The sequence below is a fragment of the Xanthomonas sp. Leaf148 genome (assembly GCF_001423585.1).
GTDB lineage: Bacteria > Pseudomonadota > Gammaproteobacteria > Xanthomonadales > Xanthomonadaceae > Xanthomonas.
The window spans coordinates 81,017-96,502 of sequence record NZ_LMOP01000009.1; the positions used below are offsets into that span (position 1 = coordinate 81,017).

The 15,486-nt window shown below is 63.7% G+C and carries 14 protein-coding genes and 1 other RNA gene; 9 read left to right on the plus strand and 6 right to left on the minus strand.

From position 1 onward, the window contains the following. Positions 1-366: 366 nt before the first annotated feature. Positions 367-1,551 carry a pyridoxal phosphate-dependent aminotransferase gene (locus tag ASF90_RS12680; RefSeq protein WP_055850548.1) on the minus strand — a complete coding sequence of 395 codons (1,185 nt, stop codon included), beginning with the start codon at positions 1,549-1,551 and terminating at the stop codon, positions 367-369. A 109-nt stretch (positions 1,552-1,660) separates the two neighbouring features. Here ASF90_RS12680 and ASF90_RS12685 point away from each other — a divergent pair, with 109 nt between their 5' ends. The 8 genes from ASF90_RS12685 (at position 1,661) to hslU (ending at position 10,218) form a co-directional block, all read left to right on the plus strand. Then, the gene (locus ASF90_RS12685; protein WP_055850552.1) at positions 1,661-3,772 is read left to right on the plus strand and encodes a S9 family peptidase; all 2,112 of its coding nucleotides are present in this window, start codon (positions 1,661-1,663) and stop codon (positions 3,770-3,772) included. A gap of 421 nt (positions 3,773-4,193) precedes the next feature. After that, complete coding sequence (locus ASF90_RS12690; RefSeq protein ID WP_055850555.1) at positions 4,194-4,592, plus strand: YbaN family protein; 399 nt, start codon at positions 4,194-4,196, stop codon at positions 4,590-4,592. Between the two features lie 39 nt (positions 4,593-4,631). Further along, positions 4,632-4,862, plus strand: a complete 231-nt coding sequence (locus ASF90_RS12695) for a lipoprotein (protein WP_055850557.1) — start codon at positions 4,632-4,634, stop codon at positions 4,860-4,862. Then, positions 4,852-5,703 (plus strand): diaminopimelate epimerase, encoded by an 852-nt coding sequence (gene dapF, locus ASF90_RS12700; protein ID WP_055850560.1) that lies wholly within the window; start codon positions 4,852-4,854, stop codon positions 5,701-5,703. The genes ASF90_RS12695 and dapF overlap by 11 nt, the downstream gene beginning before the upstream one ends. Beyond that, entirely contained in the window at positions 5,703-6,374 is a 672-nt protein-coding gene (locus ASF90_RS12705) for a DUF484 family protein (protein ID WP_055850563.1), read from the plus strand. The genes dapF and ASF90_RS12705 overlap by 1 nt, the downstream gene beginning before the upstream one ends. A 75-nt stretch (positions 6,375-6,449) precedes the next feature. Continuing rightward, a complete protein-coding gene (gene xerC / locus ASF90_RS12710; protein ID WP_055850566.1) occupies positions 6,450-7,358 on the plus strand; it encodes a tyrosine recombinase XerC in 909 nt (302 codons plus the stop codon). Between the two features lie 830 nt (positions 7,359-8,188). After that, positions 8,189-8,740 (plus strand): ATP-dependent protease subunit HslV, encoded by a 552-nt coding sequence (hslV, locus tag ASF90_RS12715; protein WP_005997221.1) that lies wholly within the window; start codon positions 8,189-8,191, stop codon positions 8,738-8,740. 110 nt (positions 8,741-8,850) lie between these two features. Further along, positions 8,851-10,218, plus strand: coding sequence for an ATP-dependent protease ATPase subunit HslU (gene hslU, locus ASF90_RS12720; RefSeq protein ID WP_055850568.1), 1,368 nt, complete (start codon positions 8,851-8,853; stop codon positions 10,216-10,218). A 228-nt stretch (positions 10,219-10,446) separates the two neighbouring features. Here hslU and ASF90_RS12725 read toward each other — a convergent pair whose 3' ends face one another. The 5 genes from ASF90_RS12725 to ASF90_RS12740 all read right to left on the minus strand — a co-directional run bounded on the left by ASF90_RS12725 (position 10,447) and on the right by ASF90_RS12740 (position 14,452). Next, positions 10,447-10,902 carry a nucleoside deaminase gene (locus tag ASF90_RS12725; protein ID WP_055850572.1) on the minus strand — a complete coding sequence of 152 codons (456 nt, stop codon included), beginning with the start codon at positions 10,900-10,902 and terminating at the stop codon, positions 10,447-10,449. Next, the gene (locus tag ASF90_RS12730) at positions 10,899-11,399 is read right to left on the minus strand and encodes a GNAT family N-acetyltransferase (RefSeq protein ID WP_055850575.1); all 501 of its coding nucleotides are present in this window, start codon (positions 11,397-11,399) and stop codon (positions 10,899-10,901) included. Before ASF90_RS12730 ends, ASF90_RS12725 begins: the two co-directional genes overlap by 4 nt. Before the next feature lie 151 nt (positions 11,400-11,550). Beyond that, positions 11,551-11,627: non-coding RNA, sX9 sRNA (locus ASF90_RS22325), on the minus strand. 90 nt (positions 11,628-11,717) lie between these two features. After that, positions 11,718-12,806, minus strand: coding sequence for an HlyD family secretion protein (locus tag ASF90_RS12735; RefSeq protein ID WP_055850578.1), 1,089 nt, complete (start codon positions 12,804-12,806; stop codon positions 11,718-11,720). After that, positions 12,803-14,452 carry an MFS transporter gene (locus ASF90_RS12740; RefSeq protein ID WP_055850580.1) on the minus strand — a complete coding sequence of 550 codons (1,650 nt, stop codon included), beginning with the start codon at positions 14,450-14,452 and terminating at the stop codon, positions 12,803-12,805. The genes ASF90_RS12735 and ASF90_RS12740 overlap by 4 nt, the downstream gene beginning before the upstream one ends. An 87-nt stretch (positions 14,453-14,539) precedes the next feature. On the opposite strand from ASF90_RS12740, the gene ubiE reads away from it, so the two are divergent. Then, positions 14,540-15,301, plus strand: coding sequence for a bifunctional demethylmenaquinone methyltransferase/2-methoxy-6-polyprenyl-1,4-benzoquinol methylase UbiE (ubiE, locus tag ASF90_RS12745; protein WP_046965330.1), 762 nt, complete (start codon positions 14,540-14,542; stop codon positions 15,299-15,301). Positions 15,302-15,486: the final 185 nt, after the last annotated feature.

The window sequence follows — 15,486 nt, forward strand, 5'->3', positions numbered from 1 at the left end:
CAAAGAATCAAGCAAGTGCATCAAGCAAGTGCAAGGCTTCCGCATCTTGCAGCGCGGGTTACTTTTGTTTCGGCGAAAGTAACCGAAACCATGTCGCCTGACGCAATCCGGTGCGATACCTGTGCTCGGCTCGCTTTAAGGCGAGGAAAGTCACAAGCAATAGCAAGTGCAACAACCGAAAGTGCACAGCAGAAATGCATGAGCACAGCTACAACAGCGCTAGCTTTAGCCTAAACAGCAGCTGCAACAATTGCAGCAACCGCAACAGACGTCGTGCTTGGAAAGGCTTTTTACGTGGTGTCTATTGCATGCGTTGCGTCGCAGGGTTCGCTTCAAGTGCGAGCACCGCACGTGATCGATCTGCGGTCACAAGCGTTGTAACCCACGCGCAATACGCTCCACTGCCTGTTCCAGCCGCGGCAGGCTTTGGGTGTAGGCGATGCGCACGTGTTGATTGGCGCGGTGGAAACCGAAGTCGATGCCGGGGGTAAAGGCGACGTGCTCGGTTTCCAGGAAATGCGCGCAGAACGCCTGCGCGTTACCCGAAAACGCGCTGATGTCGGCGTAGAGATAGAACGCGCCTTGCGGTTCGACGGCGATGTCGAAGCCAAGCTGGCGTAGTGCGGGCAGCAGATAGTCGCGGCGTTGCTGGAACTCGGCGCGACGCGCTTCGAAGATGGCGATGCTCTCGGGCGTGAAACACGCAAGCGCCGCGTGCTGCGCAATGGTCGAGGCGCTGATGTAGAGGTTCTGCGCGAGTTTTTCCAGCTCGGGCACCGCGTCGGGCGGGGCGATCAGCCAGCCCAGGCGCCAGCCGGTCATGCCGAAGTACTTGGAAAAACTGTTCAAGACGAACGCGCTGTCGTCGACTTCCAGCACGCTATGCGCGTCCAGGCCATAGGTCAGGCCGTGGTAGATCTCGTCCACCACCAGATGCCCGCCGCGCACACGCAGGGTCTGCGATAACGCAGCCAGTTGCGCGCGCGACAGTACGCTGCCGGTGGGGTTGGCCGGCGACGCCACCAAGGCGCCAACGCTGTCGGCGTTCCAGCACGCGTCCACCAGTGCCGGGGTCAGTTGATAGTCGGTATCCGGCCCGACCGGCACCAGCTGTGCGGCACCTTCGACCAGGCGCAGGAAGTGCCGGTTGCACGGATATCCGGGGTCGGCGAGCAGCCAGTGTTTGCCCGGGTCCACCAGCAGGCTGCTGGCCAACAGCAGCGCGCCCGAGCCGCCTGGCGTGACCAGGATCCGCTCCGGGTCGACGCTGCGGCCATAGCGTTGCGCGTAAAACCCGGCAATCGCCTGGCGCAGTGCGGGCAGCCCGCGTGCAGCGGTGTAGCGGGTATGGCCGGCGGCCAATGCGGCCTGCCCGGCGGCCACGATCGGCGCGGCAGTGGTGAAATCGGGCTCGCCGATTTCCAGGTGGATCACATCGTGACCGGCCTGTTCGAGCGCATTGGCGCGGGCCAGCAGCGACATCACATGGAACGGCGCGATGTCCTGGCTGCGGCGGCTGTAGCCCGACGCGGGCGAAAGCAAGGAGTCCATTGCGAAGATGATAGACCAGCATGACCTAGGACACATGACGCCTGGCGGCGGGCTCTTCCACACTCGGTGGCTGGGATGGCATTGCGTTCATCCAACGGACCCCAATCTGATGAAGCCTGTCCTGACCTTGTTGATCGCCAGCCTGATGACCACATCCGCTCCCTCTTTTGCCGCTCCCCCGTCGCCGCCAGACGTCGCCAAGCACCCGCATGTGGTCAAAGCGCCGTTTGGCGCCACCCGCAACGACGACTACTACTGGTTGCGCGACGACAAGCGCGAAGACAAGGCGATGCTGGCCTATCTCAACGCCGAGAACGCCTACACCGACCAGGTGATGGCGCCGCTCAAGCCTTTGGAAGACACGCTTTACAACGAGATCGTCGGGCGCATCAAGCAGGACGATGCCAGCGTGCCGTATCGCAAACGCGGCTATTGGTATTACACCCGCTTCGAAGCCGGCAAGGATTACCCGATCCAGGCGCGTCGCAAGGGCAACATGGAGGCGCCGGAAGAAATCCTGCTGGACGTCAACCAGATGGCGCAGGACAAGGGCTATTTCAACGTGGGCGAGGCGGAGGTCAGTCAGGACAACCGCATTCTTGCCTGGGCCGACGATGCCATCGGCCGCCGCCAATACACGATCCGCTTCAAGAATCTGGACACTGGTGAGGTCTATCCGGACACCGTGGAGGGCGTCTCCCCGAGCGTGGTCTGGGCCGACGACAACAAGACGGTGTTCTACATCGAAAACGACCCGGAAACGCTGCTCACCGTGCGCGTCAAAAAGCACGTCCTGGGCACTGCGTCCAAGGACGACGTGCTGGTCTACGAAGAGAAGGACGACAGCTTCTACATGGGCATGGGGCGTACCCGCGATGACAAGTACATCGTCATCGGCGTGGAAAGCACGGTGTCGTCGGAGACGCGTTATGCGCTGGCTGCCAAGCCGGACAGCTTCAAGCTGCTGGCCAAGCGCGAGCGCGACGTGGAGTACAGCGTGGAACATTTCGATGGGCGTTGGGTGATCCGCACCAATGCCGATGGCGCCGAGAACTTCAAGCTGGTGACCGCGCCCACCGATGCCACCACGCGCAAGCAGTGGACCGACTGGGTGGCGCACGACGACAACGTCTACATCGAAAACTTCGAGATGTTCGATGGATTCACGGCCATCGAAGAGCGCTCCGGCGGGCTGGAGCGCGTGCGCCTGCTCAAGCGCGATGGCAGCCACGAGTACGTCAAGGCCGACGAGCCGGCGTATTCGATGGGCTTGTCGACCAATCCCGAACCGGATACCGCGTGGCTGCGCTATAGCTACACCTCGTTGACCACTCCGGCCACCACCTACGAACTCAACACCCAGACCGGCGAGCGCAAGTTGCTCAAGCAGCAGCCGGTGATTGGTTACGAGGCGAGCAAGTATGTGACCGAACGTGTCTGGGTCACGGCCCGCGACGGCGTCAAGGTGCCGGTGTCGTTGGTCTACAAGAAAGGCTTCAAGAAAGACGGCACTGCCGCGTTGTTCCAGTACGCGTACGGCAGCTACGGCATGTCGATGGACCCGGCCTTCAATCTGTCGGCGATCAGCCTGATGGACCGTGGCGTGGTGTACGCCATCGCACACATCCGCGGCGGCCAGGAACTGGGCCGCAAGTGGTACGACGACGGCAAGCTGCTGCACAAGAAGAATACCTTCAACGATTTCGTCGACGTCACCCGTGGGCTGGTCGCGCAGGGCTACGCCGCGAAAGACCGTGTGGCGGCGTCCGGCGGCAGCGCAGGTGGCTTGTTGATGGGCGCGGTGGCCAACATGGCGCCGCAGGACTATCGCGTGCTGGTGGCGCAGGTGCCATTCGTCGATGTGGTCACCACCATGCTGGACGCCAGCATTCCGTTGACCACCAACGAATACGACGAGTGGGGAAACCCGGAAACCAAGGATTACTACGACTACATGTTGTCGTATTCGCCGTACGACAACGTGCGCAAGCAGGCCTACCCGGCGATGTTTGTCGGCACCGGTCTGTGGGATTCGCAGGTGCAGTATTGGGAGCCGGCCAAGTGGGTGGCCAAGCTGCGCGATGACAACACCGGTAAGGCCCCGATCGTGTTCCGTACCAACATGGAAGCCGGGCATGGCGGCAAGTCCGGCCGTTTCCGCCGTTACCGCGAGCTGGCGGAGTCGTACGCGTTTGTGCTGGATCAGCTGGGCGTGAAGTAGCTGAGGGGCGGGGATTGGGGAGTCGGGAGTTGGGATTCGGCAAAGCGGATGGCTGAGGGTTTGGTGGTTGGTGCAGTGCGTTGGGGTGGGGCGGTTGGTTTCCATTCTCCGTCCTGTGCTTCTACCTTCTGCCTTCTGACCTTTTGTCTTCGCTTTCCGTCTTCCGCCGTTGCTTCCGCTTGGGTTCGTTGCTGTCGCTATTGCTCCCCGGTTGTTTGAAAGCACGCTGAGCACCGCAGGCACGCTTGGCCGAACAGACGGCCTTTTCTGGGTGCGGCGAGTTTGGCGTCGTGCCTCGCCTGGCGCGGCTCCCTGCGGAACGGTGCAGCTGTGTCACCGACGCCTCTAACGCACCCGCAGTGCTGCACTAGCAACGCGCAGTCCAGACCACCTCACCCCGCTCTGGTCGTATCATTTGCGCATGACGCGACCGAACCGATTTCGCTGGGCCTGGTGGTTGCTGGCGTATGCCAGCCTGGCGACCGGCATTGTCGGGATCTTTGTGCCGGGGTTGCCGACCACCGTGTTCATCCTGATCTCGGCCTGGGCGGCGTCGCGCGGCTCCGAGCGCTTGCATGGGTGGCTGCTGTCGCATCCGCGCTTCGGGCCGGCGATCGTGGAGTGGCAGACCTATCGGGCGGTCAGTCGCAAGGCCAAGTGGATGGCGACGCTGACGATGACCATCTGCGCCGGCATCATGCTGTGGTGCGTGCCGGTGTTCTGGGTGAAATGCCTGTCGATCGGCAGCATGGCGGTGGTGGCGATCTGGTTGTGGCTGCGTCCGGAGCCGCCGCCGCGCGCGCTGCAAGCGCCGCACTGAGCGCACGGCAGTCAGGGTGTTCTGGCTATACTTCGCTCCATGAGCATCATGTCCCGACCTTCCGTTCGTCTCGCACTGGTTGGTGCGACCTTTGTCCTGCTTGCCGCCTGCGGCAACAAGGGCCCGCTGGTGATGCCGCAGAAGCCGGTGCCGGTGGAAGCCCAGCCCGTGCCGCCGGATGAGTCCACGCCTGCGCCTGCGCCGGCGGAGACCGACACCAAGCCCGCATCCACTACCGACCAGCCCGCTAGCAGCGGCAATGAGCGCTGACGGTCGCAGCGAGCGCCTGCGTTTTACCAAAATGCATGGCGCCGGCAACGATTTCGTAGTGCTGGACCTGCGCGACGGCACGCCCCCACCGGACGCTGCGCTGGCAGCACGTCTGGCCGACCGCCACTTCGGGGTCGGCTGCGATCAGATCCTGACCATCGAGGCTCCGCGCAGCGAAGGCGCCGTGGCCGCCTATGGCATCTGGAATTCCGATGGCTCGGCCGCGCGTCAATGCGGCAACGGCGCACGCTGCGTCGCCGCCTGGCTGGTGCGCGATGGAACCGCGCAGGGCGAGCGCTTCATCATCGACAGCCCGGTCACCGCACATGCGGTGGAACACGTGGATGCAGGAACCTATTCGGTCGCCATGGGCGTGCCGCAGTTCGAGCCCACGCAGATTCCGCTGGCCGGGTTTGCGCATGCGCGCGACGAATACGCACTGCCCGTGCATGGCGAGACGGTGCGCTTTGGCGCAGTGTCGATGGGTAACCCGCATGCCGTGCTGGAGGTGGCCCGTGTCGACGCTGCCCCGGTGGAGCGTGTGGGTACCTTGCTGCAACAAAACGCGGCGTTCCCCAATTCGGTCAATGTGGGGTTTGCGCAGGTTGTGGACCCCACGCATGTGCGTTTGCGCGTATTCGAGCGCGGTGTCGGCGAAACGCTGGCCTGCGGCAGCGGTGCGTGCGCGGCTGCGGTAGTGCTGATGCAGCGCGGCCGTGTCGAGCGCGACGTACGCGTGTCGTTGCCCGGCGGCGAGTTGCGGATCCGCTGGCCCGCCGATGCACAGGACGTGGTGATGTCTGGTCCTGCGGTGTTCGTCTTCGATGGAGAGTGGAACTGATGAGCGACAACACGGACAAGTTCGGTGCCCACGAGGTCGCAACGTGGTTGCGTCGCCATCCCACCTTTCTCAAGCAATTCCCCGATCTGGCGGTGAGCCTGTTGGTGCCGCGCGACGACGGCCCCACCGCGTCGCTGGCGACCTATCAGCTGGAAGTGTTGCGCGACAAGAACCGCGAGTTGTCGCGGCGCCTGCACGAGCTGGGCAGTAATGCCCAGGTCAATGAACGGCTGGCGGTGCGCACCCATCAACTCACGCTGGCATTGATGCGCCAGACCACCGTTGCCGACACGCTCAAGGCGATGGCCGCCTCGTTGGCGGAGGATTTCAACGGCGAGTTGGTACGGCTGGTATTGCTCGCACCGGTCGCCGGGCTGGAAGCCGACTGGCTGCAGGTGATTGCCGCCGACGATGCGCGCCTGGCCCCGTTCCGCGATTGTTTGAGCGATGGCGAGCCGATCTGCGGCCGGCTGCAGGCTGAAAAACACGCACTGCTGTATGCCGACCAGGCGGACGTTGTGCAGTCGACGGCGTTGCTGCCATTGCCGGGTGTCGGTTTGATCGCGGTCGGCAGCAGCGATGCCAACCGGTTTTATCCGGGCATGGGCACCTTGTTCCTGCGCATGATGGGCGAATCGCTCGGCGTGGCGCTGCAGCGTTTCGCAGCGTGATGATGGCGGCAGGCCATGCAGTGCGCGGCCTGCTGTGTCCCGTAGTGTGGATGCCACCGCAGCAGGACAGCTGAGATGTCCTCGGTCGAAGGCTTTCTGGCGTATCTGCAGGTCGAACGTCAGGTGTCGGCGCACACGCTGGATGCGTATCGACGCGATCTTGCCGCGCTGCTGAGCTGGGCGGCCGAGCAGAAGGATGCTGCGGGTGTTGCGACTGCGCTGGATGTCGCTCAGCTGGATAGCCCGCAGCTGCGCCAGTTCGTCGCGTCGGAACATCGGCGCGGGCTGTCGGCCAAGAGCCTGCAGCGGCGCTTGTCTGCATGCCGCAGCTATTACGCCTGGTTGCTCAAGCACGGCCGTATCGCCGCCAGCCCCGCAGCGTCGTTGCGTGCGCCCAAGGCCCCGCGCAAGCTGCCGCAGGTACTCGACGCCGATGAAGCCGTGCGCCTGGTCGAGGTGCCGACCGATGCGCCGCTGGGGTTGCGCGATCGCGCAGTGCTGGAACTGTTCTATTCGTCGGGGCTGCGCTTGAGCGAGCTCTGCGCGCTGCGCTGGCGCGATCTGGATCTGGCCAGCGGCTTGGTGATGGTGCTGGGCAAGGGCGGCAAACAGCGTCTGGTGCCGGTGGGCTCGCATGCGATTGCGGCCTTGCGCGAATGGCAGCGCGACAGTGGCGGGCGTGCGGAAACGCATGTCTTCCCCGGCCGCACCGGCGGTGCGATTTCGCAGCGTGCGGTGCAGATCCGCATCAAGCAATTGGCGGTGCGCCAAGGCATGTTCAAGGACGTGCACCCACACATGCTGCGGCACAGTTTTGCCAGCCATATCCTTGAATCGTCCGGTGATCTGCGCGGCGTGCAGGAGTTGCTTGGTCACTCGGACATCGCCACCACGCAAATCTACACGCACCTGGATTTCCAGCATCTGGCCAAGGTCTACGACGCCGCGCATCCGCGTGCCAAGCGCAAGAAGGTTGCCGAGTGAGCATGTGCGTGAGCGATGTAATCAGCGCGACTGCATGATTTTCTGGCTGATGTAATGGAGGTAGTGGTGGTGCTGGTTCAGCCATTGCAGCTTATGAAGCGAGTGCAGTGGAGCCATTGCAGCTGGTAAAGCCATTGCAGCTGGTAAAGCCATTACAGCTGCAATGGTCATTGCAGTTGATAAAGCCACTACAGTCGATAAAGCCAGTCCAGCGCTAAGACGCTGGTTGCCTAGGTGGCAATTAACTCGTGGGAATGCTGCTCTAGCCCCTCTCCCCTCGGGAGAGGGGTTGGGGTGAGGGTTCCTGTGCAGATGCCGCTGGGCGTCTTGGGAAGGGTATTGGAGAGCGTCAGAGTTCGCGGGCGCCCCAGTTAGCCTTCAGAGGCGGCGCGTGAGGTAACCGCGGTTAAACACGGCGACGTTTCAAAGGCGGCTGCGAGAAGCGCCGATGCTCCGAGACATTCCTGCATGCAGAGCGTGTTGACGCTGTGGCGTGCAATCAACAGCGGTGGCCGTACCCTCACCCCAACCCCTCTCCCGGCGGGAGAGGGGCTAAGGCGGGTGGCGTCCGATCACCAGGTTGTGCGGTGATCGGTGTATCCCGCTCGTATCGTGTGCGCAGTGCGCACTTCGTGCCTTGCACCTTGCACCTTGCACTTCGCACTACGCACTACGCACTACGCACCTTGCTCCTCGCCCGTTCGCCCATGTACTCAACGGCCCAATGACCAACTCCTCTCTGCACCACTCTCATCGCTGCGTCCCATCGTCGCAGCGCGCTTGAACCCGGCAGGGGCGTCCCCACCTCTTTGGAAACCCCCGGAGGACCCATGGACCCCAGCCAGAATCCCAACATCGTTCACGCCACCACCATCATTTCGGTTCGACGTGGTGGGCATGTCGCCGTCGCGGGCGATGGCCAGGTGACGCTCGGCCACACCGTCATGAAGGGCAACGCGCGCAAGGTACGCCGGCTCGGTCGCGAGGGTCAGGTGCTGGCCGGGTTTGCCGGTGCTGCGGCCGATGCGTTTACGCTGTTCGAATTGTTCGAGGCCAAGCTCGACAAGCACGGGCAGTTGACCCGCGCCGCCGTGGAACTGGCCAAGGATTGGCGCACCGAGCGCCGCCTGGGCAAGCTCGAAGCATTGCTGGCGGTGGCGGATAAAGAGACCTCGCTGATCATCAGCGGCACCGGCGATGTGATCGAGCCGGAAGACGGCATCATCGCGATCGGTTCCGGCGGCTCCTACGCCTTGTCGGCCGCACGCGCGCTGCTGGCGCACACCGAACTGGATGCCAAGACCATCGCCACCGAGGCGATCAATATCGCCGGCGATATCTGCATCTATACCAATCGCAACGTGGTGGTCGAAGAGCTGTGAATCGGGAGTGGGGAATCGGGAATCGCAACAGCGGTTTCGTCTCCACTCCAACGACATAGGCTGCTGATTTTTGCTCCCACGATTCCCCATTCCCAATTCTCGATTCCCCAATGCCAAATCCCGATAGCTCAACCATGACTCCGCGCGAAATCGTGCAGGAGCTCGACCGTCATATCGTTGGCCAGCACGACGCCAAGCGCGCGGTCGCCATTGCGCTGCGCAATCGCTGGCGGCGCATGCAGTTGCCCGAAGAACTGCGCAACGAAGTGATGCCCAAGAACATCCTGATGATCGGCCCCACCGGCGTCGGCAAAACCGAGATCGCGCGACGTCTGGCAACCTTGGCCAACGCGCCGTTCGTCAAGGTGGAAGCCACGCGCTTTACCGAAGTGGGCTACGTCGGCAAGGACGTCGAGCAGATCATTCGCGATCTGGCCGACACCTCGGTCAAGTTGTATCGCGAGCAGGCCAAGGTGCGCGTGCGCAACCAGGCCGAAGAGCGTGCCGAAGATCGCATCCTGGATGCGCTGCTGCCGCGCCGCGCGGCCGGTATTGGCTTTGATCCGGAAGCCGCACGCAACGAGCCCTCGTCGCAAGAGAACGAAACCCGCATCAAGTTCCGCCGCATGCTGCGCAATGGCGAGTTGGACGAGCGCGAAATTGAATTGGATGTCGCGATCAACGCCAGCATGGACATCATGACCCCGCCGGGCATGGAAGAAATGGGCCAGCAGCTGCGCCAGATGTTTTCCAATCTGGGCAGCGGCAAGTCGCAAAAGCGCAAGCTCACCATCAAGGCGGCGCGCCCGCTGCTGATCGAAGAAGAAGCCGGCAAGCTGGTCAACGAAGACGACGTGCGTGCAGCGGCGATCGAAGCCTGCGAGCAGCACGGTATCGTGTTTATCGATGAGATCGACAAGGTCGCCAAGCGTGGCGAAGCCGGCTCCAATGGCGGCGACGTGAGTCGCGAAGGCGTGCAGCGCGATCTGCTGCCGTTGGTGGAAGGTTCCAACGTGTCGACCAAGTACGGCACGGTCAAGACCGACCATATCCTGTTCATCGCTTCCGGCGCGTTTCATCTGGCAAAGCCCAGCGATCTGATTCCGGAGTTGCAGGGTCGCTTCCCGATCCGGGTGGAATTGACCGCGCTGACCAAGGCCGATTTCGTGCGCATTCTCACCGAGCCCAAGGCCGCGCTGATCAAACAGTACGAAGCCTTGTTGCAGACCGAAGGCGTGACGCTGACCTTTGGTGCGGATGCTGTTGACCGGCTGGCCGAGATTGCGGCGCAGGTCAACGAACGGCAGGAAAATATCGGCGCGCGCCGGCTGCACACCGTGCTTGAGCGGCTGCTCGATGTGCTGAGTTACGAAGCGCCGGACCGCGACGGCCAGAGCGTGACTGTCGATGCGGCGTATGTCGATGCACAGCTCGGCGAACTGGTGCAGGATCCGGATCTGAGTCGCTACATCCTCTGATCGCAGCGCACGGCAAGCTGCGCGCTGGTTGGAACGTACCAAATGGAAAAGACCCGCCAGTTGGCGGGTCTTTTGTTTCTAGCAGTGCACCGAGATCAACGTATGCCTTGGCGCTGGTTGGCGCGATAACGACGGATCAACGCAGCGCCCAGGTGCGCTTCGGCATGACAGCTGGATTGCCCACTGCCTGTCACCGCGTGCCGCCGCGCAATCGATTGACCGGTGCGCTCAGTCTTCGCCGATGTCCTCGTTCCACACATCCGGGTTGGCAGCGATATAGCCGCCCAGCAGGTCGATGCATTCCTGGCTTTGCAGGTCGATGACGTTGACGCCGTGCTCGCGCAGCCAGGCGATGCCACCCTGGAAGGTGACCGATTCGCCCACCACCACGGTGCCGATATTGAACTGTCGCACCAGTCCGCTGCAGTACCAGCATGGCGCCAGCGTGGTGACCATGATGGTGTCTTTGTAGCGGCGCTGACGGCCGGCCTTGCGAAAGGCATCGGTTTCGCCATGCACTGACGGGTCGTTTTCCTGCACGCGGCGGTTGTGGCCGCAGCCGAGCAGGCGCCCGTCGTTGTGATACAGCGCCGCACCAATCGGGATGCCGCCTTCGGCCAGGCCCTGGCGGGCTTCGGTGATGGCGGTGTCGAGCAATGCGCGGTAGTCAGGGGTGGTGATCATGCGGACTCCAAAGTGGCCGCGCCGGCAGGGCGCAGCATGTCGAGATGCGGGATGCCGTCTTCCAGATACGGCGCGGACGATGGCGCGAAGCCATGCGCAGCGTAGAACGGTTGCAGGTGCGCCTGCGCACCGAGTTGGATCGCGCTGCCCGGCCAGTGCGTGTGCACCAAGCGGATGCCTTCGCGCAACAGCGCATGGGCCAGCCCGGTGCCGCGATACGCGGCAGCGATGACCACGCGGCCGATGCTGGGTTCGGCGTAACTCAGGCCCGGCGGAAGCACGCGCAGGTAGGCCGCCAACGCAGTGGTGTGGGTGGTGCCCAGCACATGCAGCACGCCGGGATCGTTGTCCTTGCCATCCAGTTCCGGGTAGGCGCATTGCTGCTCCACCACGAACACATCCGTGCGCAGCTGCAGCAGCGCGTACAACTGCATCGTGCTCAGCTGCGTAAAGCGCAGTTGCTGCCAGTGCAAGGGATGCGTTGGTGTGGAGGGCATCGACGCATGATAACGGCATCGCCTGCGCGCGGCAGACAGACGCGCGCGCCAGACGCAGGACCGGCGCGGCCGGCGAACGGGCGCGTCACACGTAAGGCAAATAGTGCCGTTCTCGAGGCTGGCCGCGTCTGCCGGTCGGATCGCTTGGAGCCGCTAAGAACACGTAGCAAGCAGTCGTCAGGTGGGTGTGGGCTGCGCGCTCAGAACCGCAGTTTACGGGTGGTCCATGCCACGCCGAGCACCGAGCACCGGCCGCGCACGCTGGCAGGTTGCGCAGTCGGTTTGTTAGCCGCTCTTGGCGCGTGGCGCCGGCAGCGCTCAATCGGCAGCGCTGTCGGTATCGACCGCCACCACAACCGACATGCCCGGGCGCAGGCGTGGCGCCAGCGATTGGCCGGGATCGACGCTGATGCGTAGCGGAATGCGCTGTGCGATCTTGACGAAATTACCGGTGGCGTTGTCGGCCGGCAGTACGCTGAATTCCGAGCCGGCGGCCGGAGAGATTTCCTGCACGCGGCCATGCAGGCGCGCATTGTCCAGCGCATCCACGGTAAAGCTGGCGCGCTGCCCGATGCGGATCTTCGCCATCTGGGTTTCCTTGAAATTAGCCACGATCCACAGCGTGTCCGGCACCAGCGACATCAACTGCGTGCCGTTGGTGACATAGGCGCCCTGACGCACGCCGAGCTGGCCGAGCTGACCATCGCGCGGGGCCACGATACGCGTGTTGTCCAGATTGATCTGCGCCAGTTGCACCGCCGCCTGCGCATTGGCAACGGCGGCTTCCAGCGCTGCGCGATTGACGGTGACGCTGCGCGCATTTTCTTCGGCGGCCTGCACCGCCGCACGCGCCTGTGCCACGCCGGCCTCGGCTTGCGCGCGCGCGGCAAAGGCGGTGTCGCGGTCCTGTTCGGATACCAGTTTCTGGTTGGCCAGCTGTTGCGTACGCGCATATGCCGAGCGGGTGCGATCGCGCAGCGCCTGATTGCTGCTCAGCGCTGCGCGTTGTTCGGCAATGCTCGCGTCCGCGCCATGGCGTTGCTGCTCCCAGTTGGCGAGATTGGCCTGCGCGGTCTGCACTTGCGCCTTGGCCTGTTCGAGCTGCTGGGCGTAGATGCGATTGTCGATGGTGGCCAGCAGCTGGCCGCGTGTGACATGCGCAAAGTCCTGCACCGTGACGTCGGTGACATAGCCGCTGACCTGCGGGGCGATCACGGTGATCTGTCCGTGCACCATGGCGTTTTCGGTGCGTTCGATCGCGCTGACGAACGGTGGCAGCCGCCATGCGTACAGCACCAGCGCCACGCCGATCAGGGCGAGCCCGCCAAAGCCAATCGCGCCGGTGATGCGACGGCGGCGACGACGGGCGCGCTCGGCGGCGGCAGTGGGATCGGTAGATGTGTTCATGGGCGCGCAGTGGAAGCAGGAGGGGAGGGTGACACGGGAGGACGCAGATAGCGGCGCCACACCAGCACGGACAGGATCCACACCCCGGTGGCGATGGCGATACAGCCGATCAGCAGGAACACGTCGTTATAGGCCAGCACATTGGCTTCGCGCGTGGCCACGCTACCGAGTGCACGCACGCCCTGCGCCTGGCGCAGCGTGGGGTCGCCGATGCTGCGGCCATACAGGCTGGCATACGCCTGCACGCGCGCGGCCACCTGCGGGTCGGTCAAGACCAGATGCTCGACCAACTGACTGGAATGGTATTTCTCGCGCAGGATCTGCACGCTGCCGAGCAGGGCGCTGCCGAGCAGCCCGCCCATGTTCTGCGCCATGCCGAACAGCACGATGAAGCTGATCAGATTGCCGGGTTGCGCAATCACCCGGCCAAGCCCGGCCACCATTGCCGGGCCGATAAAGAACGTGCTGCCGAAGGCGAGCAGGAACTGGCTGACGTACATCTGCTCCGGGCGAGTGAGGCTGGTGGCATCGGCATCCATGAAGCAGCCGAGACAGATCGCCGCCACGGCGATGATCAGATGCTCGGCGATGCGCGCCGGATTGATCAGCCACGCGCTCGCGGCCACTCCAGTTACCGCGCCCAGCAGCATCAGCGCGAACAGCGTCTGCAACTGATCGTTGGCCAGGCCCAGGGTCTGGAAGAAGCCGATCGCGCCGGTGCTTTGTTCCGACAGCACCAGCCGAATCAGCAGAATCGCCAACCCCAACCGCAGCATGTCCGCGCTGGCCAGCCAACGCGTGTTGATCATCGGGTTGCGGCGGTTGTGTTCGATCCAGGCCGCCATGCATAGCAGCACGATGGAGAGCGCCAGCACCACGCCCAGCCATGGCGTGCTGGTCCACCACAGCAGCCGGCCCAGCGACAGCACCGCAGCCAGCCCGGCCGCACCGGCCGCAAACAGGGGGAAGGTGACGAAATCCAGCGGTTCGAACACACGGTAGCGGTCGCTTGGCGGCAACTTGAGCGCCAGCACGCAGGCCAGCGCGAAGATCGCCAGCCCGAATTCGAACAGGTACAAGCCCTGCCACTGCCCGAATTCCAGCAGGTCGGTGGAGAACACCCGCGCCAGCGGCAACGCCAACTGGGTCACACCCAGGCCCAGCACCACTGCCTTGAGTCGGTACTTGCTGGGAAATGCCTGGATCACGTAATACAGGCCCAGCGAGCTGAGTGCCGCGCCAACCAACCCATGCGCCGCGCGCACGGTGATCGCCGAGCTCAGGCTGTGCACGAACAAGTGCGCCAGCGCGATGGCCGCATACAGCGCCAGAAAAATCTCGGTGAAGCGGCGCAGCCCGTACTGCTGGCGAAACTTCACCAGCAACAGATTGGCCGACATGTTGGTCATCACGTAGGCGGCCGGCAGCCAGGCCATTTCGGTGGCGTAGGCGCCCAGGGTGCCCTGCAGATACGGCAGGTTGGCGGTGACCAGCGCATTGCTCAGCCCGCCGGTCAGCGCCACCACCACGCCGACCAGGCCGTATTGGATGCGGCGCCGGGTCGGGTGCAGCGGCGTGGAGGCCGACCCCGGCAGGGTGGGCTTTTCGTGGGGCTGCCAGTCGCGTGGGGCGTACTTGTCGGGCACGCAATGCTCGCAGGGCCGGTTGCGGAAGAGTTCGCGATTGTGGTCCCGTTGCGGTCATGGCGGCGTCAGCAGTGCGATAATCTAGGCATGAGCGAATCTCCCTATACCTCCGGCACCACCCATTTCGGCTTTCGCGATGTCGCTGCCAAGGACAAGCAGAAGCTGGTCGGCGAGGTCTTCACCTCGGTCGCGCGCAACTACGACCTGATGAACGATCTGATGAGCCTGGGCGTCCACCGCGCATGGAAACGCTACTTCGTGGCGACCGCGCAGGTGAAGCCGGGCGACCGTGTGCTGGATCTGGCCGGCGGCACCGGCGACATCGCCGTGCTGCTCAAGGAGCGCGTCGGCGATGAAGGTGCCGTGGTGCTGGGCGACATCAACGCCGGCATGTTGTCGGTGGGCCGCGACCGCCTGACCAATCGCGGCCTGGTGGCCGGCTTCGACTACGTGCAATGCAACGCCGAAGCGCTGCCGTTCCCGGATCAGAGTTTCGATCTGGTGACCATCTCCTTCGGCCTGCGCAATGTCACCGACAAAGACGCCGCACTGCGCGAGATGTATCGCGTGTTGAAGGTGGGCGGCCAGGCGCGCGTGCTGGAATTTTCCGAAGTCACCGCCGAGTGGTTCAAGCCGATATACGACTTCCACTCGTTCAAGATTCTGCCCAAGCTGGGCCAGTTGTTCGCACGCGATGCCGACAGCTACCAGTATCTGGCCGAAAGCATCCGCAAGCACCCGCCGCAGGATTCGCTCAAGGGCATGATGGGTGAGGCCGGATTTGCGCGCTGCCACTACAAGAATCTGACCGGCGGCATCGTGGCGATTCATTCCGGTTACAAGATCTGAATCCCGCCCGCGGCTGATGGCCGACGTGGCGCGTGCATCACGTGCCACGTCGTGTAGTTCAGGGTCACCGCTTGTGTTCGCTTGATACGGCCTCGCTACCCGCAGGCACGTGCGCACCAACGAATTTCTGAGACTTTCGTCGCGTTGGCTCCACCATCTGTCGGCGACACTAGGCGCTCTTTTGT